Annotated in this window: 24 protein-coding genes and 1 pseudogene; 16 read left to right on the top strand and 9 right to left on the bottom strand. The window is 60.1% G+C overall.

Features of this window, described 5'->3' with window-relative positions; translation table 11 throughout:
• Positions 1-26: 26 nt before the first annotated feature.
• Entirely contained in the window at positions 27-188 is a 162-nt protein-coding gene (locus GJT30_14740; GenBank protein ID MSM40869.1) for a hypothetical protein, read from the bottom strand.
• Positions 189-418: 230 nt separating this feature from the next.
• Here GJT30_14740 and GJT30_14735 point away from each other — a divergent pair, with 230 nt between their 5' ends.
• The gene (locus tag GJT30_14735; GenBank protein ID MSM40868.1) at positions 419-901 is read left to right on the top strand and encodes a redoxin domain-containing protein; all 483 of its coding nucleotides are present in this window, start codon (positions 419-421) and stop codon (positions 899-901) included.
• 22 nt (positions 902-923) lie between these two features.
• Complete coding sequence (locus GJT30_14730) at positions 924-1,871, top strand: homocysteine S-methyltransferase family protein (GenBank protein ID MSM40867.1); 948 nt, start codon at positions 924-926, stop codon at positions 1,869-1,871.
• Between the two features lie 178 nt (positions 1,872-2,049).
• Here GJT30_14730 and pfkA read toward each other — a convergent pair whose 3' ends face one another.
• The 3 genes from pfkA to glgP are packed head-to-tail and all read right to left on the bottom strand — an operon-like array spanning position 2,050 to position 6,874.
• Positions 2,050-3,009, bottom strand: a complete 960-nt coding sequence (gene pfkA / locus GJT30_14725) for a 6-phosphofructokinase (GenBank protein ID MSM40866.1) — start codon at positions 3,007-3,009, stop codon at positions 2,050-2,052.
• Complete coding sequence (locus tag GJT30_14720; GenBank protein ID MSM40865.1) at positions 3,006-4,337, bottom strand: AAA family ATPase; 1,332 nt, start codon at positions 4,335-4,337, stop codon at positions 3,006-3,008. Before GJT30_14720 ends, pfkA begins: the two co-directional genes overlap by 4 nt.
• A gap of 14 nt (positions 4,338-4,351) precedes the next feature.
• Positions 4,352-6,874: a glycogen/starch/alpha-glucan family phosphorylase gene (gene glgP, locus GJT30_14715; protein MSM40864.1), complete on the bottom strand. Its 2,523-nt coding sequence runs from the start codon at positions 6,872-6,874 to the stop codon at positions 4,352-4,354.
• 228 nt (positions 6,875-7,102) lie between these two features.
• Here glgP and GJT30_14710 point away from each other — a divergent pair, with 228 nt between their 5' ends.
• The 6 genes from GJT30_14710 to GJT30_14685 all read left to right on the top strand — a co-directional run bounded on the left by GJT30_14710 (position 7,103) and on the right by GJT30_14685 (position 14,160).
• The gene (locus GJT30_14710; protein ID MSM40863.1) at positions 7,103-7,960 is read left to right on the top strand and encodes an NAD(+) kinase; all 858 of its coding nucleotides are present in this window, start codon (positions 7,103-7,105) and stop codon (positions 7,958-7,960) included.
• 26 nt (positions 7,961-7,986) lie between these two features.
• On the top strand, positions 7,987-9,657 hold the full coding sequence (gene recN / locus GJT30_14705; GenBank protein MSM40862.1) for a DNA repair protein RecN: 1,671 nt from the start codon (positions 7,987-7,989) through the stop codon (positions 9,655-9,657).
• Entirely contained in the window at positions 9,647-10,096 is a 450-nt protein-coding gene (locus GJT30_14700) for an N-acetyltransferase (GenBank protein MSM40861.1), read from the top strand. The genes recN and GJT30_14700 overlap by 11 nt, the downstream gene beginning before the upstream one ends.
• Positions 10,097-10,987: 891 nt before the next feature.
• Positions 10,988-11,761: a helix-turn-helix domain-containing protein gene (locus tag GJT30_14695; GenBank protein ID MSM40860.1), complete on the top strand. Its 774-nt coding sequence runs from the start codon at positions 10,988-10,990 to the stop codon at positions 11,759-11,761.
• Positions 11,762-11,874: 113 nt separating this feature from the next.
• Positions 11,875-12,183: a DUF485 domain-containing protein gene (locus GJT30_14690; GenBank protein ID MSM40859.1), complete on the top strand. Its 309-nt coding sequence runs from the start codon at positions 11,875-11,877 to the stop codon at positions 12,181-12,183.
• A gap of 18 nt (positions 12,184-12,201) precedes the next feature.
• A complete protein-coding gene (locus GJT30_14685) occupies positions 12,202-14,160 on the top strand; it encodes a sodium/solute symporter (protein MSM40858.1) in 1,959 nt (652 codons plus the stop codon).
• 139 nt (positions 14,161-14,299) lie between these two features.
• Here GJT30_14685 and GJT30_14680 read toward each other — a convergent pair whose 3' ends face one another.
• Both GJT30_14680 and GJT30_14675 read right to left on the bottom strand, forming a co-directional pair.
• On the bottom strand, positions 14,300-15,220 hold the full coding sequence (locus tag GJT30_14680; protein ID MSM40857.1) for an FRG domain-containing protein: 921 nt from the start codon (positions 15,218-15,220) through the stop codon (positions 14,300-14,302).
• Between the two features lie 260 nt (positions 15,221-15,480).
• Positions 15,481-15,657 (bottom strand): annotated as a pseudogene (locus GJT30_14675) (SAM-dependent methyltransferase).
• A gap of 145 nt (positions 15,658-15,802) precedes the next feature.
• On the opposite strand from GJT30_14675, the gene GJT30_14670 reads away from it, so the two are divergent.
• A complete protein-coding gene (locus tag GJT30_14670) occupies positions 15,803-16,093 on the top strand; it encodes a type II toxin-antitoxin system RelE/ParE family toxin (GenBank protein MSM40856.1) in 291 nt (96 codons plus the stop codon).
• A 9-nt stretch (positions 16,094-16,102) separates the two neighbouring features.
• Positions 16,103-16,396: a putative addiction module antidote protein gene (locus GJT30_14665; protein MSM40855.1), complete on the top strand. Its 294-nt coding sequence runs from the start codon at positions 16,103-16,105 to the stop codon at positions 16,394-16,396.
• 308 nt (positions 16,397-16,704) lie between these two features.
• Here GJT30_14665 and rsgA read toward each other — a convergent pair whose 3' ends face one another.
• Positions 16,705-17,781 carry a ribosome small subunit-dependent GTPase A gene (gene rsgA, locus GJT30_14660; GenBank protein ID MSM40854.1) on the bottom strand — a complete coding sequence of 359 codons (1,077 nt, stop codon included), beginning with the start codon at positions 17,779-17,781 and terminating at the stop codon, positions 16,705-16,707.
• Entirely contained in the window at positions 17,772-19,376 is a 1,605-nt protein-coding gene (locus tag GJT30_14655; protein MSM40853.1) for a PASTA domain-containing protein, read from the bottom strand. Before GJT30_14655 ends, rsgA begins: the two co-directional genes overlap by 10 nt.
• 264 nt (positions 19,377-19,640) lie before the next feature.
• On the opposite strand from GJT30_14655, the gene GJT30_14650 reads away from it, so the two are divergent.
• The 6 genes from GJT30_14650 (at position 19,641) to GJT30_14625 (ending at position 24,208) form a co-directional block, all read left to right on the top strand.
• On the top strand, positions 19,641-20,978 hold the full coding sequence (locus GJT30_14650) for a TldD/PmbA family protein (GenBank protein MSM40852.1): 1,338 nt from the start codon (positions 19,641-19,643) through the stop codon (positions 20,976-20,978).
• Between the two features lie 122 nt (positions 20,979-21,100).
• The gene (locus tag GJT30_14645) at positions 21,101-21,601 is read left to right on the top strand and encodes a NosL family protein (GenBank protein ID MSM40851.1); all 501 of its coding nucleotides are present in this window, start codon (positions 21,101-21,103) and stop codon (positions 21,599-21,601) included.
• Between the two features lie 8 nt (positions 21,602-21,609).
• Complete coding sequence (locus tag GJT30_14640) at positions 21,610-22,083, top strand: nitrous oxide reductase accessory protein NosL (protein MSM40850.1); 474 nt, start codon at positions 21,610-21,612, stop codon at positions 22,081-22,083.
• The gene (locus tag GJT30_14635) at positions 22,083-22,397 is read left to right on the top strand and encodes a hypothetical protein (protein MSM40849.1); all 315 of its coding nucleotides are present in this window, start codon (positions 22,083-22,085) and stop codon (positions 22,395-22,397) included. The genes GJT30_14640 and GJT30_14635 overlap by 1 nt, the downstream gene beginning before the upstream one ends.
• Positions 22,390-23,517: an FtsX-like permease family protein gene (locus tag GJT30_14630; protein ID MSM40848.1), complete on the top strand. Its 1,128-nt coding sequence runs from the start codon at positions 22,390-22,392 to the stop codon at positions 23,515-23,517. Before GJT30_14635 ends, GJT30_14630 begins: the two co-directional genes overlap by 8 nt.
• 10 nt (positions 23,518-23,527) lie before the next feature.
• Positions 23,528-24,208, top strand: coding sequence for an ATP-binding cassette domain-containing protein (locus GJT30_14625; GenBank protein MSM40847.1), 681 nt, complete (start codon positions 23,528-23,530; stop codon positions 24,206-24,208).
• A gap of 32 nt (positions 24,209-24,240) precedes the next feature.
• Here GJT30_14625 and GJT30_14620 read toward each other — a convergent pair whose 3' ends face one another.
• Entirely contained in the window at positions 24,241-24,780 is a 540-nt protein-coding gene (locus GJT30_14620) for a redoxin domain-containing protein (GenBank protein MSM40846.1), read from the bottom strand.
• Positions 24,781-24,782: the final 2 nt, after the last annotated feature.

The following is a 24,782-nucleotide window of genomic DNA, read 5'->3' as shown; positions in this document are numbered from 1 at the left end:
GTTTCCCTTCCCCGGCGCTCCGCTTGTTATAAATCTTCTCCCTCGTCTCCTGCCATGCTGTCAACGTGGGTCATGTGACCACCCTTTTTGGCCCCCAGCCAGACACTGAGAAACATGACCGCCGACACCAGCATCGTCATCATCATACTGAACTTGATACCGTAAAATTCCCATCCTACGCTTGTCATGGTATTCACCTCCAATCAATGCTGTAGAAAATCTCGGGGACTCCTGGCTCAGTCCGCTTTTCTCTGTTCTCAGTATAGCACCGTCATGTAAAAATGTATGCGAAAAATTGCATATATGGTGAGTAATATGAAAGCGCTCTCAGACGAGCAATGCCGGTCTGGAGAAATTCATTGTCATCGGGCACGGGTGCTGTATCCTATCATCAGGACACTGCGAGGGGAGGTACGGTATGACGATCTACGATTTCACGGTGACCACCATCGACGGGCAGCCGCAGAGCCTTGGCGACTATCGCGGGCAGGTGCTGCTGATCGTCAATGTCGCCAGCAAGTGCGGCTTCACCCCCCAGTATGCCGGTCTGGAACGGCTGTTCCGGAGCTACCGGGAGCGGGGATTTGCGGTGCTCGGCTTCCCCTGCGACCAGTTCGGCCACCAGGAACCGGGGGACGAAGCAGAGATCAAGAGTTTCTGCTCCCTGACCTATGAGGTCAGTTTTCCCCTGTTTGCCAAGATCGAGGTGAACGGCGCCGGTGCGCACCCGCTCTACCGCTACCTGACGGCGGAGCGCAAAGGGCTGTTCGGCAGCGAGGCGATCAAGTGGAATTTCACCAAATTCCTGGTGAGCGGCAAGGGTGAGGTGCTGAAGCGCTACGCGCCGACTGATACGCCCGAGCGGATCGAAAAGGATCTGCCGGCGTTATTGGAAGGATAAACATGCCACAAAGGGAGCTACGATGAGCCGCATCCCGTTTCCGACATTTCTGGACCGGTTTCCCTGCATCCTCGGCGAGGGGGCAGTAATCGAGCGGCTGCGCCGCGATCCCGTGCTTGAACTCGATCCCTTGCTGGTAAATGCCGCCTTTCTCTATGATGGCCCGAAAGGGGCGGCACAGGAGGCCATCTGCCGCGAGTACCTGGAGATCGGCAAGCGAAGCGGGCTGCCGCTACTCCTCTCCACCCCGACCTGGCGGGCAAGCAGGGAACGGATCGAAGCTGCCGGCTATGCCGACCGGGACGTCAATGGCGACAACTTTCGCTTCCTTGCCGCGGTGCGGGACAGCTACGGTGACTATGGGGAAAAGATTGCGATCTGCGGCCTGATGAGCTGCCGCGGCAATGCCTACGCCCCGGAAGAGGCCCTGACCGTTACAGCGGCGCGGGAGTTTCACGCCTGGCAGGCAGACCGGCTGGCCGCAGCCGGGGTGGACTCTCTTCTTGCCGCCACCCTGCCTGCCCTCAGCGAGGCGCAGGGGCTCGCTGTCGCCATGGCCGCGACCGGCACGCCGTATCTCGTCAGTTTCGTCGTCCGCCCCGAAGGGACCCTCCTGGACGGCACCCCGCTGAAAGAGGCGATTGCGACTATCGATGCCGCGGTTTCGCCCCGGCCCCTGGCCTATCTGGTCAACTGCACCCATTCCACCATCTTCAGGGCAGCGCTTCTGCACGAGGCCAATGCATCGCCCCTGGTGCGGGAACGGATCATCGGCCTGTTGGCCAACACGGCCGCACTCACCCCCGAGGAGCTGGACGACTGTGCATGTCTTGTGGAGGAGGCGCCGGAGATCTTCGGCAAGGGAGTGGCAGCGCTTTACCGGGATCTCGGCATGAAGATCCTTGGTGGGTGCTGCGGCACCGACGGCCGTCATATCGGCTGCCTGGCGGACGAGCTGTGTCGGGCCTAGCAGGTTGTTGAAAACCAGCCATATCGCCGCCGTCCTCGAAAGCCGCCTTGTGCGGCGTAGCGCTGTTTATGCCCACGGGTACTACGCCTCCGCAGGGCTTTCTGCGGGTGCGACGATCTGACTGTTTTTGAACAACCTGAGTTTTTAGCTGCGCTGAAACTTCGTTTTCAGCAACCTGCTAGATGCCCAGGACCTCTGCCAGCCGCAATACCTCGTCCTGCGGGCGCTTTTCACCTTTTACCACGTCATCGATGGGGGTGGAGAGCACCGAATTGCAGGAAAGCCCGACCATGACGCCACGCTGGCCGTTTGCCAGGAATTCGACGGCGTTCTTTCCGAACCGGCTTGCCAGCAGCCGGTCGAAGACCGTCGGGGCACCGCCGCGCTGGTAGTGCCCGAGCACGGTGACGCGGGTCTCGAAGCCGATGGCGTCCTTGATGGTAGCGGCAATCTCGTCGCCGTGACCGGCCCCTTCCGCAAGGATGATGATGGCGTTGTCGCGCCCCTCTTCGTAGCGTGCCCGCAGCTGCTGGCAGATCTCGGCGAGGTCGGTCTCCCGTTCGGGCACCAGGGCATACTCCGCGCCGGAGGCAATGGCGGCGATGCTGGCAAGATAGCCTGAATTGCGCCCCATCACCTCGATGACAAAGGCGCGGGCATGGGAGCTGGCCGTATCCTTGATGCAGTCGACGGCGTAAATGATGTTGTTGAGGGCAGAGTCCACCCCCAGGGCCATGTCGGTGTAGGGGATGTCGTTGTCGATGCTGGCAGGAACGCCGACCACCGGCATGCCGAGGCGATGGAGGGCCTGGGCGCCCTTGAGCGAACCGTCACCGCCGATGACCACCAGGCCGTCGATCTTGAGATCGGCAAGGATTCCCATTGCTTTTTTCTGCCCCTCGGGGGTGCGGAACTCTTCTGAGCGGGCAGACTGAAGGAACGTGCCGCCACGGTGGAGGATGCCGGAGACCGCCTTGGTATCGAGGGGGATGCAGTCTCCCTTCATCAGCCCCAGATAACCCTTGCGAAATCCCACCACTTCCATGTTCATCCGGAGCGCCGTCCGGACTGCAGCCCGTATACAGGCGTTCATCCCCGAACAGTCGCCGCCGCTGGTCAAGATGCCGATCTTCTTCATTCGGTTTCTCCTTCACGCTGTTTCTGCAGTTGTCGCAGATATGCCATGCGTTCCTTGATGGTCTTTTCGTAGCCATGCCCCTGGGGGGCATAGAAGGTCCGCCCCTGCAGCTTTTCCGGTAGATACTCCTGGCTGGCGTACCCTTCGGCAAAGTCGTGGGCGTATTTGTACCCCTTGTGGTAACCGAGTTCCTTCATCAGCCTGGTGGGGGCGTTGCGGATCTGCAGCGGGACCGGCAGGGCGCCGCTCGCTCTCACCTCTGCAAGTGCCGCGTTGATCCCGGCATAGGAAGCGTTGGACTTGGGCGCGGTTGCTAGGTAGGTCGTTGCCTGGGCCATGATGATCCTCCCTTCGGGCATGCCGACCAGCTGGAATCCCTGCAGGGCCGACACCGCTACCTGGAGGGCGCGGGGATCGGCATTGCCGATATCCTCGCTGGCGAGAATGACCATCCTGCGGAGGATGAAGATCGGGTCCTCGCCCGCCTCGATCATCCGCGCCAGCCAGTAGAGAGCGGCATCAGGGTCGGAACCTCGCATCGACTTGATGAAGGCGGAGATGACGTTGTAATGCTCTTCGCCGGCCTGGTCATAGAGGAGTGCCTTTTTCTGCAACGCCTCCCTGGCGGTTTCCAGGACGATGTGGCCATCCCTGGCGAGCCGGGAAGCGGTCTCAAGGGTATTGAGGGCGATCCGGGCATCTCCTCCTGACTGCTGGGCGATGAAGGCGAGGGCGTCGTCGTCGCAGGCGAGGCCGAGCGAGCCGAGGCCGCGTTCGGCATCGGCGAGGGCGTGGCGGAGGATGCCGAGGGCGTCGTCGTCGCTCAGCGGGTTCAGGACCAGCACCTTGCAGCGGGAGAGGAGCGGTGCCACCACCTCGAAGGAGGGGTTTTCGGTGGTGGCGCCGATGATGGTGAAGATCCCTCTCTCCACGTAGGGGAGAAAGGCGTCCTGCTGGGCCTTGTTAAAGCGATGGATCTCGTCGACAAAGAGGATGGTCCGCTTGCCGTGGTACTTCCGCTCGTCCTCGGCCTCTTTCAGGACTTCGCGGATCTCCTTGACGCCGGTGAGGATGGCGGAGAAGAAGATGAAGTGAGCCTTGGTGGCGTTGGCGATGACCTGTGCCAGGGTGGTCTTGCCCGAACCGGGCGGTCCCCAGAGGATCAGCGAGGGAACCTGGTCGTCCTCGATCAGGCTGCGCAGCATCCTGCCCGGCCCCAGCAAATGCTCCTGCCCCACGTATTCGTCGAGGGCGCGGGGGCGCATCCGCTCGGCCAGCGGGGCGTTCTGTCGTGAATCTCGTGTTGCGGCGTCGGCAAAAAGGTCCATGGGAGTCGGGTGAACTAATGTTTTTCCAGGCAGATTCCTTCGTGGAGGCAATGCTGCACCGTTGCCTCCACCTCCAGGGTGGTGACGTCCCAGATCTCTTCGGCATACTCTGCTATGGTCCGGTCGCTGGAGAATTTGCCCATGCCGGCGCAGTTGAGGATCGACTGCCGTGCCCAGGCAGCCTGGTCGCGGTAGAGTTCGCTCACCCGCTCCTGGCAGGCGATGTAGGACTCATAGTCACACAGGACCATGTAGTAATCCCCCTGGTTGAGCAGGGTATCGACGATCGGCCGGAAGAGCTCCGGGGCCTGGGGGGAGAAAAACCCCTCGGCGATCATGTCCAGCACCTTTTTCAGTTCCGGGTTGTGGCTGTAATAGTCCCGCGGGTTGTAGCCGCGCCGGCGGATGGCCCCGACTTCGTCGGCGGTGAGCCCGAAGATGAACATGTTCTCCGGCCCGACCTCTTCCCGCATCTCGATGTTGGCACCGTCCAGGGTGCCGATGGTGAGGGCGCCGTTCAGGGCGAACTTCATGTTGCCGGTGCCGGACGCCTCGGTCCCGGCGGTGGAAATCTGCTGGGAGAGATCGGAGGCCGGGAAGATCTTCTCTGCCAGGGAGACGCTGTAATTGGCCAGGAACACCACCTTGAGCCGGTTGCGGACATCCGGGTCATCGTTCACCACATTGCCCACGGCATTGATCAGGTTGATGATCAGCTTGGCGATGAAATAGGAGGGGGCCGCCTTGCCGCTGAAGATGACGGTCCGGGGCACCACGTCCCGGTCGGGGTTCTCCTTGATCCGGTTGTACAGCGTAATGACATGAAGGACGTTCAGAAGCTGCCGCTTGTACTCGTGGATCCGTTTCACCTGGCAGTCGAAGAGGGAATCCACATCTACCGAGATCCGGTTGTGATGGGCGATGCACCTGGCCAGCTTTTCCTTGTTGGCCCGCTTCACCTGCTGCCAGCGTGCCACAAAGACCGGATCTTCGGCAAGAGGAACCAGGTTTTTCATCTCAAAAAGATCGGTGATCCACCCTTCGCCGATATATTCGCTGATCAGGGCGGAGAGGGGAGTATTGGACTTCTTCAGCCAGCGTCGCTGGGTGATGCCGTTGGTCTTGTTGTTGAACCGTTCAGGGTACATCTCGTAGAAATCCTTGAAGAGGGCGTTCTTCAGGATCTCGCTGTGCAGCGCCGCCACGCCGTTGACCGAGTGGCTGGCAACGATGCAGAGATGGGCCGTGCGGACCTTCCGTTCCCAGTTTTCCTCGATGATCGACATCCTTGCCGCGCGGTCGTTGTCGCCGGGGAAGCGTTTGCGCACCTCTTCCAGAAAGCGGTTGTTGATCTCGTAAATGATCATCAGGTGGCGCGGCAGGATCTGCTCGAAGAACCAGACCGGCCATTTTTCCAGGGCTTCGGGAAGGATGGTGTGGTTGGTGTAGGCGAAGATCTTGCTGGTGATATTCCAGGCATCGTCCCAGTCCAGTTTTTCCAGGTCGATGAGAACCCGCATCAATTCCGGCACTGCCAGCGACGGGTGGGTGTCGTTCAGCTGGATTGCCACCTTTTCCGGCAGGAGCTTCATGTCCTTGTGCATCTTCTTGAAGCGGTAGAGTACATCGTGGACCGTGGCCGAGGCAAGGAAGTATTCCTGCTTGAAGCGGAGTTCCTTTCCTTCAAGGACGTTGTCGGCCGGGTAGAGGACCTTGGAGATGTTTTCCGAGAGCATCTTCTTTTCCACGGCGCGGATGTAGTTCCCCTCGTTGAAGAACTTGAGATCGAATTCGCGGCTGGACTTGGCGCTCCAGAGCCGCATGGTGTTCACCGTGTTGTTCCGGTAGCCGGGGATCGGGGTGTCATAGGCCATGGCCATGACATCTTCGGTATCGACCCAGTTGTGGACCGTGCGTCCGTGACGATCGGTGGTGGTGATCACCTTGCCGTAGAATTTGACCGGATGGAGGTGCTCCTGGCGGTCCATTTCCCAGGGATTACGGTAGCGGAGCCAGTTGTCGGGGAGCTCCATCTGTGCGCCGTCCACGATCTTCTGGCGGAAGATGCCGTATTCGTAGCGGATGCCGTAGCCATAGGCCGGGATGCTCATGGTGGCCATGGAGTCGAGGAAACAGGCTGCCAGGCGTCCCAGGCCGCCGTTGCCGAGCCCGGCATCCTGCTCGTCGTCGATGATCTCTTCGAAATTGTACCCCAGCGAGGTCATGGCCTCCCGGAACTCGTCGTAGATCCCCAGGTTGATCAGGCTGTTCTCCAGGGTCCGCCCCATCAGGAATTCCATGGAGATGTAGTAGACCCGCTTCTGGTCGCTGTTGTAGTAGGCCTGCTGGGTGTCGAGCCAGCGTTCCACCATCCGGTCGCGTACCGCGTAGGCCAGGGCATTGTAGATGTCGTAGCGGCTTGCCGAATACTTGTCCTTGCCCAGGTTGTATTCCAGGTGTTCGAGAAAGGCCTTGATGACCAGCATCATGCTGTCCAGTTCGGCGGTCTCCATCTGTCCTTCAGGTAGGTAATCCATGCAGGCCCTCTGTGAGTTGGCGGTTTTCAATTGCGGAAGTCTGAATCATCACTCATTATAGCGGCAATCACCGGAATTTCCATTGGACAGAAAAAATGAACTGTGCTAGTTAGTTTCCGTCCGGAAAGGGTTCTTTTCCGCCCTGGCGGTGTCAAGCTTCGCGCAGTGCCTGCCGGGGCGAACAATTCAGTTGCTCTTCAGCCGCACCGCCACGATAGGAGCGCATCCATGAAACGGGTTGCCATTGTCGCCAAGATGCACGATCCGCGCTGCCAGGTGGTTGCCGGGGAGCTGGTAACCTGGCTGAAGGCGCGCGGGGTGCCGACGCTGGTGGAGGCCCACCTGGCCCATCATCTCGGCCTCCCCGACGGCATCGAGAAGGATGCCATAGCGGAACAGGCCGATCTGGTGGTCGTGCTGGGGGGGGACGGTACCCTCATTTCGGCAGCCCGCCTCATCGGCGGTCGCAACATCCCGATCCTGGGGGTCAACCTGGGGAGTCTCGGCTTCCTCACCGAGATCACCCTGGACGAGCTCTACCCGATCGTCGAAGACTGTCTGCAGGGAGAGTACAGCGTTTCGGAACGGATGATGCTCGACTCCACCGTGCTGCGTAGCGGCGAGGAGATCGCCCGCCATCAGGTGCTCAACGACATCGTCATCAACAAGGGGGCCCTGGCGCGGATCATCGACCTGGAGACCCTGGTCAACAGCCACCATCTCACCACCTTCAAGGCCGATGGTCTGATCATATCCACCCCCACCGGTTCCACCGGCTATTCGCTCTCCGCGGGCGGACCGATCATCCATCCTGCCATGAACTGCCTGGTGATCACCCCGATCTGCCCCCACACACTCACCAACCGGCCCATCGTGGTTGCCGACGACGCCCTGATCAACATCACCGTCAAGTCTCTGGAGGACGAGGATATATTTCTTACCCTCGACGGCCAGGTTGGGGTAGAATTGAAAAGCGGCGACATGATCATGGTCCGCCGGGCCCAGCACTGTTCGCGGCTGGTCAGTTCCAAGACCAGGGACTTTTTCGAGGTGTTGCGGACAAAGCTGAAATGGGGCGAACGGTAAAATTCCCTGCATATAATTGATTGCCTATGCTGACCGACCTGAACATCAAGAATATCGCCATCATCGACACCCTGCACGTGGCTTTCGGTCCGGGGCTCAATCTCCTCACCGGCGAGACCGGCGCCGGCAAGTCGATCATCGTCGATGCCGTGTCGCTCCTCATGGGGGGGCGTGCCAGCAGCGAGCTGATCCGGTCCGGTGCCGAAGAGGCAACGGTGGAGGCGGTGTTCGATCTTAACGGCCGGCCGGAGCTGCAGGCATTCCTTGCCGAAAACGGGATCGAAGGGGACGGCGAACTCCTGGTGAAACGGGTCGTGGCCAAGACCGGCAAGAACCGGATCTTTCTCAACGGCGGTCTGGCAACCCTCGGCGTCCTGACCGAGGTCGCCCGCCGCTGCATCAACATCTACGGCCAGCACGAGGCCCAGACCCTGCTGAAACCGGACAACCACCTGCTCCTCTTCGACGATTTCGCCGGATGCACCGCTCTCCGCCAGGAGTACGGGAACCTGTACGCCCGCTATCGCCAGACAGAGCGGGAACTGGCCGAGCTGGACGAGGGGGAGAGGGAACGGGAGCGGCGGATCGACCTGTTGAGCTTCCAGTCGACGGAGATCGCCGATGCCCGGCTGCAGGCCGGCGAAGAAGAGGAACTGGAGCGGGAGCGGCAGCTGTTAGTCCATGCCGAGCGCCTGATGGGCGCTGCCCAGGGGGCCTATGAACTGCTCTATGGCGGAGACGCGCCGCTTCTGGGGCTTTTGAAGGGGGCGGCATCCGGGATCGGCGATGTGACGGCGCTGGACCCCCGGCTTGCCCCGGTCAGGGAGTCCCTGGAAGGTGCCTATCTCCAGCTGGAGGACACGGCGCTGACGCTGCGTGACTATGCCGGCCGCATCGAGGCGGACCCTGCCCGACTGCAGCAGCTTGACGACCGGCTCGACCTCATCGGCAGGCTGCAAAAGAAATATGCACCGACCGTCGAGGAGCTTCTTGCTTTCAAAGAGGCGATCGACAACGAACTGGCCCAGCTCGGCTCCGTTGCTGCCGCACGGGGCGAGCTGGAGTCCCGGCTGGCGGAACTCGGCCGGTGCATGGCCGAGCAGGGGAAGCTGCTTTCCGCTGCCCGGCAAGAGGCGGCCGGCACCCTCGGCAAGGCAATGGCGCGAGAGATGGCGGATCTTGCCATGCCACATGCCATCTTTGCCGTATCGTTTGAAGAGCTGAACGAGCCGCGCTCGACGGGTCTGGAGCGGGTCGAGTTTCTCTTTTCCCCCAATCCGGGGGAGCCGCCACGACCCTTGGCCCGCATCGCCTCGGGTGGAGAGCTGTCACGGCTCATGCTGGCCTTGAAGCAGCTTCATCCCGAGAGCGACGTCCCGACCCTGGTCTTCGACGAGGTCGATACCGGCATCGGCGGGGCCACCTCGGCCCTGGTGGGGCAGAAGCTCAAGCGGGTTGCCGCGGGCCAGCAGGTCCTCTGCATCACCCATCTCCCCCAGGTTGCAGCCTTTGCCGACCGCCATTACCGTGTCGGCAAGGGACAGGACGAGGGGCGCACGGTCACCAGGGTAGCACTGCTCTCAGCCGAGCAACGGATCGCCGAGATAGCACGGATGCTCGGCGGAGTCACCATCACCGACACGACCCGAGAGCATGCACGGGAATTGATAGAGGAGGCACAGCGCCATGCTTCGTAAAGCACAGATCAAGGATGTCAAACCGATCCAGAAACTGCTCACCCATTTTGCCAGCAGGGGGGACATGCTCTCCCGCTCGCTTTCCGAACTCTACGAAGCGATCCGCGACTTTTTCGTCATCGAGGAGGATGGCCAGATACTCGGCACGGCGGCGCTGCATATCGTCTGGGACGATCTTGCCGAGGTCCGTTCCGTAGCTGTTGCGGAAGAGGCGGGAGGGAAGGGGATCGGCAGTCAGGTGGTGCAGGCGTGTATCGACGAGGCCCGCGCCCTGGGGCTGAAGCGGGTCTTCTGTCTCACCTACAAGCCGGATTTCTTTGCACGCTTTGGTTTCCGCATCGTGGACAAATCCGAACTCCCCCACAAGGTCTGGGGCGATTGCGTCAAGTGCGTCAAGTTTCCCGACTGCGACGAGATCGCCATGATCATGGATCTCTGACCCCGTATGTCCACCGTGTATCCTGACGGCGCCCACTTCCGCCTGCTCTCCTCCCCTTCACGAACCTTCCTGATGCGGCTACTATCCTGCCGTTCCATCGTGCCCCCCCACTTTTTCCCGCAATGAAATATCCCAGTATATGGAGAATTAACTGGATGATGCGACGTTGTTCAAATATTTTTGTCAATAATATTCGACGTGTTACGAACTGAAATTTTTTTTATATTTTATGTTGCGTACTAAATATAAAGTTGTTATATTTTCTTCACGCTGCTTCCCGGGTGATCACGCATTTCACTGCTCGGGCGATATTCACGCAGGTACTCGACGGGCTGGCCATGAACAGGAAAATACTCTACAGCTCCATCATTCTGGCTTCGTTTTTCCTGGTTTTCCTGGGGATGCGCAATCCGTTTCTCTCAGGGGGGGGGGCTCCAAAACAGCGTCCCCGCGCCGTACTAGAAAGCATATCGAAAAAGTCAGTTGAAGTCGTACAGCAGCTGCAGGTTGATTTTGTCCTCCCGCATCAGAGTCCCGTTCTCGTCAGAATCCAATGTGTCGGGTTCCTCTCCTCGATTGATGAGTTTTCCTTCTCGACGTTCACTCCCTCGCTGCAACACGCCTCCCGTGCCCCTCCCATTCCTTTTCCCCTGAGCGCCTGATCAATTTTCTCCTCGTTTTGCCTGTGACATAGGGGGACAGCTGCGGAGAATCTCTGCGGCTGTCCGTGGTAGTGTATCCCGACATCGGTTCGGTACGGACTCCCATTTACCAGGCGTTGCCAGGTTTTCCACCTGGACAGGAGAGGTGCATTGTTTTGGCATGATCTCGCGCTCTGCGGCTCTCAGACAGTTATATATCTGATGAAAAGCGAATTGATGAGGTCTGGCCATGATACGAAAAATCAACCCGGATTATTCCATACGTTCTATTGACGTCGTTTTCGACGTACTCGAATTGATACTCGCCTCGGAATCAGGGCACATTTCGCTGCCGCACCTCTGTTCTCAATTGCACATTTCCAGGAACAAGGCGTTTCGCCTGATGGCTACCCTTGAAATGCGAGGAATGGTCGAACGCGACCAGCTCAGCGGCACGTACCGGCTCGGGATCAGTGCTGTCGGTCTTTCCCAAAAAATTCTCAACAAATCCACAATCATCACCTATGCCCATCCCGTCATGGAAGAGCTGGCGAAAAAGCACGATGAAGCGGTCTACATGACCGTGCTGAAGGATGATGAGGTCATGTTCCTGGATATGGTCGACTGCAGGCAGAAAGTCAAGGCGGCACCTCTGGTCGGTCAGCGGTTCCCCTTCTTCAGTAACGCGGCTGGCAAGGCCATCAAGGCCCTGGAATGCAGAGACACGAATTCCAATGTCAAGCGGGGGAGGCGCAGAAAAGCTCCGTGCAATCTGCGGCTGCTCGAATCAGAGCTTGACGACATCCGGAAAAAGGGGGTCGCCGTAGACCGTAACGGCCTGGGAGATGGGATAATCAGCGTTGCCGTTGCGGTCAAGGACTATGCCGGCAAGGTGGTAGGCGCCATCACCATGCTGGCACCTTCATTCAGGATGCTCGCCGACCGGCTGGAAACCGAGATCATCCCCTCCTTGCAGGAAGGAGCTGAGATGCTTTCGGAACGATTCGGTTATGCCCGAGGATAACTGACTTCGTTTCACCATCATATACGAAAGGAGGGAGATTTCAGAATCGGGTTGAATTGCGGGAACGGGACGCCGCTTCTCGAACACATTTTCATGCGAAAGGAGTAACAGCCATGGCACAGAAGCAGTACGACTGGACAGCCATTGCCAAAAACCCGAAGTTCGTCGAGCTTCACAGAAAGAAATCCGCCTTTCTTTTCGGCTGGTGGATTTTCTCCACCGTGTACTACTTCCTCCTCCCCATCGGCGCGGCCTATGCGCCGGGGCTCTTCAAGATCAAGGTGATCGGGCCGGTCAACTTCGGCTACCTGTTCGCCCTCTCCCAGTTCTTCGTCTCCTGGGGACTGGCCATTTACTATGCCCACGTTGCCAACAAAGACTTCGACCGGCTGACTCGCGAGCTGGTGGACGAGCTCAAATAGGAAAGGAGGAAAGGACACATGAAAAAACTGTTCGTCGCATTGACCCTGGCCCTTTCCGTGGGCTCCGTCGCCTTTGCCGAGCCGGCCAAGGCCCCTGACACCACCAACGCTTCGGCCGTAACCGCGCCCGCAGCCACCACCCCGGCCGCACCCGCGGCCATGCAGCAGACCGCTACCCCGGCACCGGCAGCACCGGTCAAGACTGAAATCAAGGCCAACAAGGCCATCACCATTACCATGTTCGTGGCCATCGTTGCCATCACCATGGGGGTCGTTGTCTGGTCGGCCAAGAAGACCAAATCGGCAGCGGACTTCTATGCGGCCGGCGGCGGGATCACCGGCACCCAGAACGGCTGGGCCATCGCCGGCGACTACATGTCGGCAGCCTCGTTCCTGGGGATTTCCGGTCTGATCTCGCTTTACGGCTATGACGGCTTCATGTACTCGGTGGGGTGGCTGGTCGCCTACATCACCGTGCTCCTGATCATCGCCGAGCCCTGCCGCAACGCCGGCAAGTACACCCTGGGGGACATCCTTTCCTTCAGGACCGAGCCGAAGCCGGTGCGCGCCGTGGCCGCTCTCTCAACGGTTGTTGTCTCCACCTTCTACCTCACCGCCCAGATGGTCGGTGCCGGCAAGCTGATGCAGCTCCTGATCGGTGTCCCCTACAAGACCGCCATCATCGGCGTCGGCATCCTGATGGTCGGCTACGTCGTCTTCGGCGGCATGACCGCCACCACCTGGGTCCAGATCATCAAGGCCGGCCTGCTCATGTCCGGTGCAGCGCTCCTGTCGATTCTGGTTGCAGCAAAATCAGGATTTAACCCGATCCAGTTTTTCACCGACATCGCCACCAGCCCGAACATCATCGAGCACGTACAGAAGGTAGTCCTCAAAGACCCGCTGCCGGTGCCCGGTTTCGACTACGGCCAGCGCTTCCTTGAGCCGGGCCTCTTCCTGAAGGCACCGCTCGACCAGATCTCCCTCGGCATGGCCCTGGTGCTCGGCACCGCCGGCATGCCGCACATCCTGATGCGCTTCTTCACCGTGCCGACGGCCCAGGCCGCCCGCAAGTCGGTCATCATCGCCATGTTCATCATCGGTTCTTTCTATATCCTGACCACCCTGCTCGGCTTCGGCGCCGCCATCCACGTAACCCCGCAGGCGATCAGCGGAATCGGCAAAGGTGGTAACATGGCCGCCATGATGCTCGCCCAGAAAATGGGCGGCGACATCGCCCCGGTGATCGGCGACATCTTCCTCGCCTTCCTCTGCGCTGTTGCCTTCGCCACCATTCTGGCGGTGGTCTCCGGCCTGGTGCTGGCAGCCTCCGCAGCCATTGCCCATGACGTTTATGTCAATGTTTTCAAGGACGGCCATGCCGACCAGCACGAGCAGGTTATGGCTGCCCGCGTTACCTCCCTGTTCGTCGGTGCCGCCGGCATCATGATCGGCATCGCGGCAGAGAAATCCAACGTAGCCCACCTGGTGGCACTGGCTTTTGCCGTTGCCTCCTCCGGTAACCTGCCGGTCGTCTTCATGTCGCTGTTCTGGCGCAAGTTCAACACTGCCGGCGTCATCTCCGGCCTGGTAGTCGGAACTGTGGCCGCTATCGCTCTGGTGATGGTCTCCCCGAACATGACCTATCCGAAGAAGGTTGCTGCCGACGCCCAGAAGATATTCACTACCCTGGAGAAAAAACAAGCTGAAGGGACTGTGCTCAACGCTAAGCAGCTAAAAGATATGGAAAAAGCCAAGGCCGACTACGAGAAGAACAAGGACGGCAAATCCATGCTGGGCCTGGATGCACCGCTCTTCCCGTTGAAGAACCCGGGCATCATCTCCATTCCTCTTGGCTTCCTGGCCGCCATCATCGGCTGCCTGGCGTTCCCGAGCCGCAAGTCCGAAGAGATGTTCGACGAGATCTACGTCCGCCAGAACACCGGCATCGGCATGGCCAAGGCCATCGATCATTGATGTAACGACAAGGTAGTGTGATGAAATGAAGGGGAGGCCATGCCTCCCCTTTTTTTGTGTGGGTATGTACTGCAGGGATGTGATCCCGATGGGAACGTCGATCCGACGTGTTGTCGGCTCCGGTGTTTCGGTCCGAGGGTTATTTCATCCAGTAGGTCGCCCGCTCGGGGATGTCCCACAGTTCCCGTTCGATCAGCGAATCAGCGACCCCCTTGTAGCCCGGATAGATTGTTGCCGCGTTTATCCCTTCCTGGTTGAGCAACCGAAGCAGTTTCCTCGCCTCGGAACTGGGCAGCTTGAAGTGCCCCATTACCGGGTCCGCGCAACGCAGGGCTTTCCATTCCTTTTCAATGAGGATGTTCACCGGTTTGCAGTTCACCGGTTTGGGGAATGCGGTCCTGGTAAGCATTTCCGTTGTAAAGATGCCACCCTGGGCATGCAGGTTGGGATTCGAGGCATGGGGCGCCGTGACTATGTAAACGGACGTGTTTAAGCCGCCAGGAAATGCCGTGTTTGCTACCCAGTCGAGATTCAGGGCCCATACACTGAGGAATTGTGCGCTGGCCTTCTCGACAGCCTTCTTTGCCGCGAAATACGCCGCGACAAGCGGCTTGTCGCTCCAGTCCAACAGACGCGTGTGCACGCCGTAATGCTGTGCCAGGGCAAGGAGTGGCAGCAGTTCATCGATCGGCCATCCCTGACTCGTGATCTTCTTTTCGAGTTGTTGCCACCCTTTGGGTGTCCGGAGCAGGTTGCTGTCCACAGGCGCAAGAAGCCCCTGGGCGTCGATGGACCAGTAAAATTCGTGCAGCCTTCGGAACTCGGCTTCTATTTGCTCCTGGTTGGTCGGCTGGACCCCTTTCTTCGGGGCAAAGGTATAGCCGAGCTTTGCCGCAGGGGAACTGCGCAACGCGCTGGGGATGAGGGTAAAATCGTCGTTCCAGAGCCCCCGGAATACCCAGAACTGGCGGGTGCCCCGCCAGAGTTCATGTGTGGGCCTCAGTTTTTCCAGCATATCTTCTGCTGACGTGCAGGTGTAATGCTCTATGGCAGACGACATTTGCAGCTCCTCCGTAGGACCTTCTCATTTCATCGGATCTCATGTAATGGACGTGTCGATGGCCGGCAGGGAAGGTGAGACGCTGGGCCGCTGAAATGGTACGCGTCGTTTCATGGCCATTTCTCACCAGTCGGCAAAAACGGTTTGCCCTTGGGAGAAAAGTATAACCATTGCGGGAAGTTTTTCCACTTTTGGGGTGCACACGACGCTGCAGATCAGCGCAAGGGGGGGCAGCAGGCGTTGCGGTGGCCGCACCGGCTACCATAATCGCGTGCCCAGGTGCACAGCATCTCCCCCGAACCGCTGCCGAGGTCGAGCACTCGGGTCCCCGATTCCAGACGTAGCGCCGCTCCGAGAGTAGCAAGCTTTTCGGGTGTGAACGGGTTATGGATGCGGTGAGCACTTTCGGTGATAGTGAAGATCCGTGGAATGTCCATTTAGGGAAATCTCCAGATGGGTGTGAGTAGATTCGGTCTCGGCCTATGGGCTGAGGCTGGCCAGCCTTCGGCTGGTCTTGCCGATTGGGCTGTTCTTCTTGTCTTTTCATTTGACATGGTGTAGCCAGCAGGATACAGTTTGTCTATGGTTGAAATCCGCAAAACCGAACATTTTGCCAACTGGCTTGACAACCTACGCGATATCCAAGCCAAGGCTCGTGTCCTTGTCAGGATTGAACGACTTGCCTCCGGGAATGCAGGAGACGTTAAGCCGGTCGGGGAGGGTGTCTCGGAAATGCGAATCAACTACGGTCCGGGTTATCGAGTTTATTTTATCCAACGCGGCAGCGAATTGATCATCCTTTTGGCCGGTGGCGATAAAGGTAGCCAGTCTAAGGACATTAAATCAGCAATTCAGCTTGCACAGAATCTATAGGAGTTGAAAATGCCCAAAACAACAACCAGCCGATATGATGTTGCCGAACACCTCAGAACTCCGGAAGAAATGGCGGCCTATCTTGAAGCATCTTTCGAAGAGGCAAATGGCGATGCCGCTTTCATTGCCAAAGCCCTGGGCGACATAGCCCGTGCCAAGGGGATGTCTCAAGTGGCTCGTGATGCCGGTCTTTCTCGTGAAAGCCTCTATAAAGCCCTTTCAGGGGAGCGGGTTCCAGGATTTGATACGATTCTCAAAATTATTTCAGCGCTTGGCCTCAAACTGCATGCAGAAGCCAGGTAACGTCTTAACTACATATTGACCAGTTAGCAGTAGTTCCCAATATTGGCAACCAGCTCCTGGTATAAGGAATTAATTTCACATATAGGGGACACGATTTGTTCCTTATACCGGGAATTTTGACGTTATTTTGCACTTATCAAAAGCTACCGATATAGGTAATTCACTCCCTCTATCGGTAATCGATAAATCCCAAACCTCTCTGTTACCGGCGGCCTATCCTCAGCAGAATCCACTTCTCTTATTCCATAACTCCCGATTCTCCATCCTTTTACCCCGGATTCAGGTTCCAAGAGGATTTCATCCACCCGTCAATCCCGCGTCATCCCTTTCTTGACGGACTTGATGTACTTGCCGAAGTCACGATCCTTCTTTCTCTTCTCGGCGTGGGACATCTGGTAGAATGCAGCCTCTTCCTTAAGCTTGCAATAGTTCTCGTAGTGGTCCCGGTCGATCTCGCCGGCGCTCAGGGCTGCGTGGACGGCGCAGCCAGGTTCGCCGCTATGGCTGCAGTCCCGGTAGCGGCAGCGGGATGCGAGGTCGGTAATGTCGATGAAGCCGCCGTCGATGCCGTCTTCCGCATTGAGGATTCCGAACTCGCGCATGCCGGGGTTGTCGATGACCAGTGCACCGCTTTGGAGGAGGATCAGCTCCCGGCGGACGGTGGTGTGCCGCCCTTCGCCGGTGGCGCTGACGTCGTTTGTTTCGCACAGCTCCCGGCCGATCAGTTCGTTGATGATCGTGCTCTTGCCGACTCCCGACGAGCCGACAAAGCAATAGGTCTTGCCGGGCACCAATGTCTGCTTCAGGTCGTCGATCCCCTCTCTGGTGACGTTACTCAGGGTCAGTACCGGCGCGGTGACGCCGAGGGCACGAATCCGTGAAAGCTGGTCGGCTACTATGTCAGGCTCGACCAGGTCTGTCTTGGTCAATAGGACGCATGGCTCGGCGCCGCCGTCCCGCACCATGACCAGATAGCGCTCAAGCCGGTTCGGGTTGAAATCGAAGTGGCAGGACTGTACGATGATGACGTAATCGACGTTGGCCGCAATCATCTGGGCTTCCGTCGACCCGCCTGCCGCCTTGCGGCGCAGGCTCGTCCTGCGGTCGAGCAGGGCATGGATGAGCCCGAAGTCGTCGTCCGGGCTCTTCTCTACACAGACCCAGTCGCCGACGCAGGGGAGCTCTTCTGATTGCCGGTGACGGTAGAGGTAGCTGCCCGCCAGTTTTGCCCGGAATGCACCCGTGTCGTTCAGGAGCACCAGCTGGTCGCGGTCCACAGCTGCCACCCGCGCCAGCATCTCAATTGGCCTGCCTTCCCGTATCGACAGCGCTTCAAACCAGGGGTCCCACCCTAACTTTTCAAGGCCCATTTCCCTCATTCCCATCTGACAAAGCTGATCTTCATGATACCGGGGCTCGGCCCGACCTGTTCCCGCAGCTTGATGATGGCAATCTTGCCGCGACTGGTGCGGACGCAGAAAAAGCGGTTTTCCGGCAGTCTGTCCACCGGGAAGCGCTGGGTGGCGAAGTTTGCGGCGGCACAGACCTGGTAGTCGACCCGCTGGGTGGAGACTGCCATCGCAGCGCCGTTTTGCGGGGTCAGGTAGCGCTCCGTCGCCGTTTGTGCCTCGAACCAGAAGTCCGCATCGTTTTGTGTCACCCTTCCCGTATCCAGGTCGAACTGATAGGTCTGCCGAACATCCAGATTCCCCCTGGCAGCCACCTTGCGGGCAGGCTGTGCCGAATCCCCTGTCGCATCGCCCGGAGCAGGCGCTACGGCGACCAGCAGGTCCACCGCTGTCCCCCGCTGCGCCTGGGAGCCGCCCCTGATCTTCTGGTCGAGGACTGTTCCGGGGCGTGCCGCATCGGTGGGGCGCGTTTTTTCGGCACCCGGCCGAAGCCCTGCGGCCACCAGAACCTGTACCGCCCGTTCCAGGGGTTGGCGCACGACATTCGGTACCGTCACCAGCGCCGGTTCAGGCGACCGAACCGCAGTGACCAGGCGTACCGGCTTTCCCCGTGCAATCGTGCTGCCGGACCGCGGCGACTGCGAGATGACGGTCCCCGGCCTGGCTGTGGCGGATTCGCGTTCCTCGACGTCTCCCGCAACCAGCCCTGCCTTTTTCAAAATGGCGACGGCCCGGTCCAGGGTTTGCCCGGTGAGATTCGGCACGGTGACGACGCCGGGCCTGGCAGGTCCCGGCGCTGTTCCCGTCGCAGGATCTGCCGGCGTGCCGGTCTCCTTCGGGGTTGTAGCCGTTTCGGCTGCCGTGCCCTTTTCACCGGGTGGCGCAACGGTGGTGCCGGTTGGCTGCGATGTCGTCGTGGTCGTTTGTGCCGGTGGTCCCTTGAACACCCGGACAAAGGCATCGCGGAACGATTCTATGCTGGAAAGCAGCCCGGTCAGCGCTACGACCACTGCCGTGATCGAGCTGATCACCCAGTTGAGACGGAACTTCTGTTTTGGCAGAGCAGGTTTCGGTTCGGTCGTTTCCGGCTGGGGAGCAGCGGCTGTTGCTCCGTTCAGGATTCGTCCCAGGGTGCCTGTCAGTTGTGTCAGTTCCGCTTCCCAGTGGCTCTCGCCGATCTCGATCGGATTGCGGCGGGCCAGTTGTTTTAAGTCTTCCGGGAGGTTTGACTCGGCGGGCATGGCCGCGTTCTGCACCAGCACCGGAACCACCCTGATCTTGCGCCGCAGGGCCGTTCCTACCTCCAGGCGGACAATGTCCTGCGGGTCGTCCAGACAGCGCTTGCCGGCGGCATCGACGCACCCCAGCCACTTCCTGTCGATCACGACCAGGAGCACGGCGCACGAGCCGACGGTCCGGTCGACGGCCTCCGCAATATCCAGGCCCGGTTCGACTGCCGAGACATCAATGAAGACCCGGTTTCTGCCAAATTTCTCGCACAGCCGGTCATAGATCCGGCCGGCGTGGCCGGCACTCTCTTCCCTGCGGTAGCTGATCAAGATCGTGTCCATGATTAAGCCCCTGATCTGATTCGTAGTACATGAGAATTGTCCGATGGTGACTGTAAAAATATACTCACCGGCAGACAGTCTGTAAAATGATATTCCAAGAAAATTCTCATAATGCGACGAGGTGCATGCCGGATGTGCGGAATCGCCCCGGATAATGCGATTATCGCGCTGTAACAGTTGCCGGGTTGAGTATTGGGGAAAGACCGGCTATAGTCTAGTTTCTGGAAACGGCTCTTTTCCGGAAAACAGCGGCAGGAGGGTGTCATGGAACTGCACGAGATCGTCGAACGGATAGAATCGCTCCTCAAGGGGCGTGCTCTGGATGGCTGGGAGATCATGGCCGGGGCGTCGCGCAACCTCTCCATCGAGGTGAAGGATCAGACAGTGGATACCTTCCGCTGCTCCGCTCCGGTGGGGGTAAGCGTGCGGGTGCTCAAGGGGCAGGGGCTCGGGTTCTCCTACGCGACCAGCATGGACGAAAAGGACCTTTCCCGCATGATCGACAATGCCCTGGTGGGTGCGGCAACCCAGACCCCTGACGCATGCAACGGGCTCCCCCTTCCCCAGGAATACCCCGCATTGGCTGGGCTGTTCGACCCGGAGCTGGCAGCGGTTCCGGAAGAGGAAAAGATCGGCCGGGCCATGGCCCTGGAGCGCCTGACCCTGGCGGCCGACCCGCGCGTGAAGCGGGTCAGGAAGAGCAGCTACGGCGAAAACGCCTACAGCGTGGCGATCAGGAACTCGCTGGGGGTGAACGGAAGCTACCGCGGCACCTCGGTCTCTTCCAGCATCGCCGTGGTGGCCGAGGCCGAGGGAGACTCCCAGATGGGGTGGGACTTCGGGTTCAGCACCGCCTTTTCCGGGGTGAGCGTGGACGAGATCGCCGCCAGAGCCGCAGTGAAGGCCACCGGCCTCCTGGGTGCCCGGAAGATCCCCACCATGCGCTGCCCCGCGGTCATGGACAGCCATGTTGCCGGAGAGATCCTGGAGGTGCTGGCGCCGTCGTTTCTGGCCGAGAGCGTCCAGAAGGGGAAATCGCTTCTGGACGGCAAGCTGGGGCAACAGCTCTTTTCGCCGCTGCTCAGGATTCGCGACGACGGCACCCTGGCCGGGGGGATGGCTACCGCTCCGTTTGACGGCGAGGGGGTGCCGTGCCGCGACAACGTGGTCGTGGAGGAGGGGAGACTGCTGAGATTCCTCTACGACAGCTACTGCGGCTGCAAGGACGGCTGCGCATCGACCGGCAATGCGGTTCGCGGCGGGGCAAAGGGGCTGCCCCACATGGGGGTGACCAATTTCTTTATCGAGAATGGCACCACCCCTGCGGCGCAGCTGCTGGCAGGGATCAACAGAGGCATTCTCCTCACCGACGTGATCGGCATGCATACGGCCAATGCGATCTCCGGGGATTTCTCGGTCGGTGCTGCCGGGTTTCTCATCGAAAACGGCGTGGTGACGGTTCCGGTCAAGGGGATCGCCATCTCCGGCAACATCCAGGAACTGTTCAGGGCTGTCGAGGGGGTGGGGGACGATCTCCGCTTCTTCGGCACCGTTGCGTCCCCCTCCCTGTTGCTGGGCGCCCTCGACGTGAGTGGCGCATAGCAATATTGCTGGTATAGTAATATCCATATTACGATCAGCAACGGTGCCGCCGACGGCTCCGTGCCTACTACCCATGCTGTCGCCAGGGGAAACCCGCCGGTCAGACGGCGCAAGGAGATGCCATGAAACGGATGATGATGCTGGTGTTACTGCTGGGACTCGTTGCCTTTGGTGCAGGCGCTGCCTGGGCAGCTACCGTCGAACCGCCTGCCGACTGCGTTCACTGCGGCATGAATCGCACCACGTTCAGTCACAGCCGGATGCTCATCGAGTATGCCGACGGCACCAGTGTCGGGACCTGCAGCATCAACTGCGTCGCAGTCGACCTGGCCGCAAACCCCGGCAAGAAGGTGAAGGCGGTTAAAGTAGCGGATTACAACACCAAGGAACTCATCGACGCCAAGACCGCTACCTGGGTCATGGGGGGGAGCAAGAAGGGTGTCATGACCATGGAGCCCAAGTGGGCATTTGCCGCCAAGGCCGATGCGGAGAAGTTCGTCAAGGAGTTCGGCGGCACCATCGTTACCTATGACGCAGCGCTCAAGGCCGCGTCCAAGTCTCCCAAGCAGGGGAAAAAGAAGCCCGTCATGATGCCGCACGGGCATGAAGAGATGCACCATTGAGACGCCCGATCCCCTATCTTCTGACCATTTTGTGCGTGGTCCTGGTGGCGTCCCTGGGCTGGGCCACCCCGGCCAAAGGGCCGAAGAAGCCGGCCGGAGCCGATAAGTGCCCGGTCTGCGGGATGTTCGTAGCGAAATTCCCCGATTTTGCCGCCCAGATCCAGTACAACGACGGCAGCACGGTCTTTTTCGACGGGGCGAAGGACATGTTCAAATACCTGCAGAAACCGGCGGAATATCGCAAGGTTAAGCAGGGGGTGAACATGACGGGGTTGTTTGTCACCGACTACTACAGCCTTGTCCCGGTGGACGGCATTAGTGCCTGGTATGTTTCCGGCAGCGACGTCTACGGTCCCATGGGGCGTGAACTCGTCCCCTTTGCCAGGGAAAAGGATGCCCGCGAATTCATGAAGGATCACAAGGGGAAGCGTCTCCTCCGTTTCAGGGAGGTCACGCCCCAGGTGGTGAAGGATCTGGATTGATGACGATCCGTCCCGTTACCCGGTTCATGGCGCTCCTTGCCTGCCTGACCATTCTCCTGTCCCTGTTGCTCGTTTCCGGGCGGTGGCGCGTTGCCGCCGCCCGGAGCGAGGTCGACCGGATGGCGCTCCTTGCCGGGGATCTCCGGCTCACCGACCTCTGTCTCTTCACTGAGGCGAACTATACCCGTCATCCCTCCATGGCCGACCTTTCCACCCCATTCCAGAGCTCCCCCGGTGCTCTGGAACATTTCCCCTCCGGCTCGCTCCTGCAGCCTCCCCCTCATCTCACCGGAGGCGTTGTCAGACGTGATTGAACGACAGCGACATATCATCGATTTCACCCTGGCGGCGCTTGTGCGGCGCAAGGGGAAGAACGGCGCCCTGCTCTGCGTCTATATCCTGGTTGTCTTCCTCCTGGCGTCGGTGATGTTTTTCGCCCATGCACTCCGTCACGAGGCCCGGCTGATCCTACGCGACGCCCCGGAGATCATTGTCCAGCGCACGCTTACCGGTCGCCTGCAGCCGATTCCCCTTGCCTATGCCGAAAAGATCGCCGCTATCCGCGGTGTGATGTCGGTAACGCCGCGGCTCTGGGGGTACTACTATGATGGGAACTTCGGGGCCAACTATACCCTCATGGTCCCGGACCACGATGCCCCGGCACCGGGAGAGATCGCCATCGGCAGCGGCATTGCGCGGATGCGCAACCTCTTTGCGAACGATGCCGTAAGCTTCACCGGTTTTGACGGACAGCTCCTGAGCTACCAGGTGGCCAGGGTCCTCGACGAGCCGTCCCAGCTCCTCACGGCAGACCTGATCCTCATGTCCGAGGCGGACTATCGCGCCCTGTCCGGTATTCCCGCCGGCTTTGCCACCGATCTGGCCCTGACGGTGCGCAATCAGAACGAATTCACCACTATCGCGGAAAAGATCGTCCGGCTTCTGCCCGACTGCCGCCCCATCGTCCGGACCGAGATCGAGCGGACCTACGATGCGGTCTTCAGCTGGCGTTCCGGGCTGCTGCTGGTGATCTTCGCCGCCGGGGGGCTGGCCTTCATCATCTTTGCCTGGGACAAGGCAAGCGGCCTCTCTGCCGAGGAGCGCAAGGAGATCGGCATCCTCAAGGCGATCGGCTGGGAGACCTCGGACATTCTGCTGATGAAATTCTGGGAGGGGCAGGTCATCTCCCTGACCGCCTTCCTGGTCGGGACCATCCTGGCGTACCTCCACGTCTTCCATGCCTCCTCGGCCCTGTTTCTGCCGGTCCTCAAGGGGTGGTCCACGCTCTATCCCGAGTTCCGCCTCATCCCGTACATCGACTTGGGCCAGCTGGCGACCCTGTTCCTGTTCACCGTGCTCCCCTACACGGTGGCGACCATCATCCCCTCGTGGCAGGCGGCAACCGTCGACCCCGATGCGGTCATGCGCTCGTGAGGTGCCAACGATGATAGAGGTGGTCGAGGTTACCAAGGTCTTCAATCAGGGCAAGTCCAATGAATTCAAGGCGTTGCGGGAGGTTTCGCTGCAGGTGCGGCTGGGGGAAGTGACGGTGCTCAAGGGGCCGAGCGGCTCGGGCAAGACCACCCTGCTCAGCCTGCTCGGCTGCATGGCGCGTCCCACGGCCGGCCGCATCTTCCTTTCGGGCCGGGAGATCACCTCGCTGCCGGAGCGGTTCCTCACTGGCATCCGGCGGACCACCTTCGGCTTCATCTTCCAGCAGTTCAACCTGATCAAGGGGCTCTCGGTGCTGGACAACGTCATGGCACCGGCCTATCCCACCGACGAGCGGTTTGCGGCCCTCAACCGGCGCGCCCTCGACACCCTGGCCCTGTTCGACCTGCAGCAGAAGGCGGATGCCCGCATCGAGTGGCTTTCGGGGGGGGAGGCGCAGCGGGTCGCCATCGCCAGGGCGCTCATCAACAACCCGACCATTGTCGTTGCCGACGAGCCGACCGCCCACCTGGACACCAGGCTCTCCCACGAGTTCATGGCGATCATGGGGCGGCTCCGGGACGAGGGGAAGACCATCCTGATGGCGAGCCACGATCCGATCGTCTACGAGGCACAGCTGGTGGACCGGATCATCGAGATGCGCGACGGCCGGGTGACCGATCCCCGGCCCTGATCTGCCATTGGGGATGCGGATGCAGCGGCTTTTCAGAAAAGATTCTGGATGTAGCGGGTAAGAGTCTCGCGGCTGGCGGCACCTAACAGCTTGTGTTTGATGGTGCCGCTTCTGTCGATGAAAAAGGTTGCCGGCAGGCCGGTCAGGCCGAACCTGACCCAGACCGCGCGGTTTTTGTCCAGAAGCACCGGGTAGGAGACACCCGTCTGCTCGATGAACTCCTTCGCCTGTTCACGCGAATCCCCCACATTGACGGCAAAGATCTTCAGCCCCTTGCGGCTGTTGCTCCGATAGAGTGCATCCATGGCCGGCATCTCGTCCAGGCAGAAATGGCAGGCGGTGTTCCAGAAATGGATCACCATCGGAGAGCCGGCGCCCTCCTGAGGGAGGCTGTGCGTCCTGCCGGAGAGGTCTGGGAGCGAGAGGGAAGGGGGGGGCGACCCGACCCTGACGGTCGCCCTTTCGGCGGCAAGGGCGCTGCCGGCCAGGGTGAGCGGGCCGGCAGCGGTCAGCAGCATGGCTGCTGCGAGCATCAGGAAGCTGGAACGGGCGATGGGTCGGTTCAGGTGCATCG

It is taken from the genome of Geobacter sp., assembly GCA_009684525.1.
In the GTDB taxonomy this organism is placed as follows: Bacteria; Desulfobacterota; Desulfuromonadia; order Geobacterales; family DSM-12255; genus Geoanaerobacter.
The sequence above is the reverse complement of the archived record's forward strand: the minus strand, read 5'-3'. Positions and strand labels throughout refer to the sequence as shown.

Coding starts and splice junctions, on each gene's coding strand:
- GJT30_14740 (MSM40869.1), bottom strand. CDS start 188: ATGACAAGCGTAGGATGGGAATTTTACGGTATCAAGTTCAGTATGATG.
- GJT30_14735 (MSM40868.1), top strand. CDS start 419: ATGACGATCTACGATTTCACGGTGACCACCATCGACGGGCAGCCGCAG.
- GJT30_14730 (MSM40867.1), top strand. CDS start 924: ATGAGCCGCATCCCGTTTCCGACATTTCTGGACCGGTTTCCCTGCATC.
- pfkA (MSM40866.1), bottom strand. CDS start 3,009: ATGAAGAAGATCGGCATCTTGACCAGCGGCGGCGACTGTTCGGGGATG.
- GJT30_14720 (MSM40865.1), bottom strand. CDS start 4,337: ATGGACCTTTTTGCCGACGCCGCAACACGAGATTCACGACAGAACGCC.
- glgP (MSM40864.1), bottom strand. CDS start 6,874: ATGGATTACCTACCTGAAGGACAGATGGAGACCGCCGAACTGGACAGC.
- GJT30_14710 (MSM40863.1), top strand. CDS start 7,103: ATGAAACGGGTTGCCATTGTCGCCAAGATGCACGATCCGCGCTGCCAG.
- recN (MSM40862.1), top strand. CDS start 7,987: ATGCTGACCGACCTGAACATCAAGAATATCGCCATCATCGACACCCTG.
- GJT30_14700 (MSM40861.1), top strand. CDS start 9,647: ATGCTTCGTAAAGCACAGATCAAGGATGTCAAACCGATCCAGAAACTG.
- GJT30_14695 (MSM40860.1), top strand. CDS start 10,988: ATGATACGAAAAATCAACCCGGATTATTCCATACGTTCTATTGACGTC.
- GJT30_14690 (MSM40859.1), top strand. CDS start 11,875: ATGGCACAGAAGCAGTACGACTGGACAGCCATTGCCAAAAACCCGAAG.
- GJT30_14685 (MSM40858.1), top strand. CDS start 12,202: ATGAAAAAACTGTTCGTCGCATTGACCCTGGCCCTTTCCGTGGGCTCC.
- GJT30_14680 (MSM40857.1), bottom strand. CDS start 15,220: ATGTCGTCTGCCATAGAGCATTACACCTGCACGTCAGCAGAAGATATG.
- GJT30_14670 (MSM40856.1), top strand. CDS start 15,803: ATGGTTGAAATCCGCAAAACCGAACATTTTGCCAACTGGCTTGACAAC.
- GJT30_14665 (MSM40855.1), top strand. CDS start 16,103: ATGCCCAAAACAACAACCAGCCGATATGATGTTGCCGAACACCTCAGA.
- rsgA (MSM40854.1), bottom strand. CDS start 17,781: ATGGGAATGAGGGAAATGGGCCTTGAAAAGTTAGGGTGGGACCCCTGG.
- GJT30_14655 (MSM40853.1), bottom strand. CDS start 19,376: ATGGACACGATCTTGATCAGCTACCGCAGGGAAGAGAGTGCCGGCCAC.
- GJT30_14650 (MSM40852.1), top strand. CDS start 19,641: ATGGAACTGCACGAGATCGTCGAACGGATAGAATCGCTCCTCAAGGGG.
- GJT30_14645 (MSM40851.1), top strand. CDS start 21,101: ATGAAACGGATGATGATGCTGGTGTTACTGCTGGGACTCGTTGCCTTT.
- GJT30_14635 (MSM40849.1), top strand. CDS start 22,083: ATGACGATCCGTCCCGTTACCCGGTTCATGGCGCTCCTTGCCTGCCTG.
- GJT30_14625 (MSM40847.1), top strand. CDS start 23,528: ATGATAGAGGTGGTCGAGGTTACCAAGGTCTTCAATCAGGGCAAGTCC.
- GJT30_14620 (MSM40846.1), bottom strand. CDS start 24,780: ATGCACCTGAACCGACCCATCGCCCGTTCCAGCTTCCTGATGCTCGCA.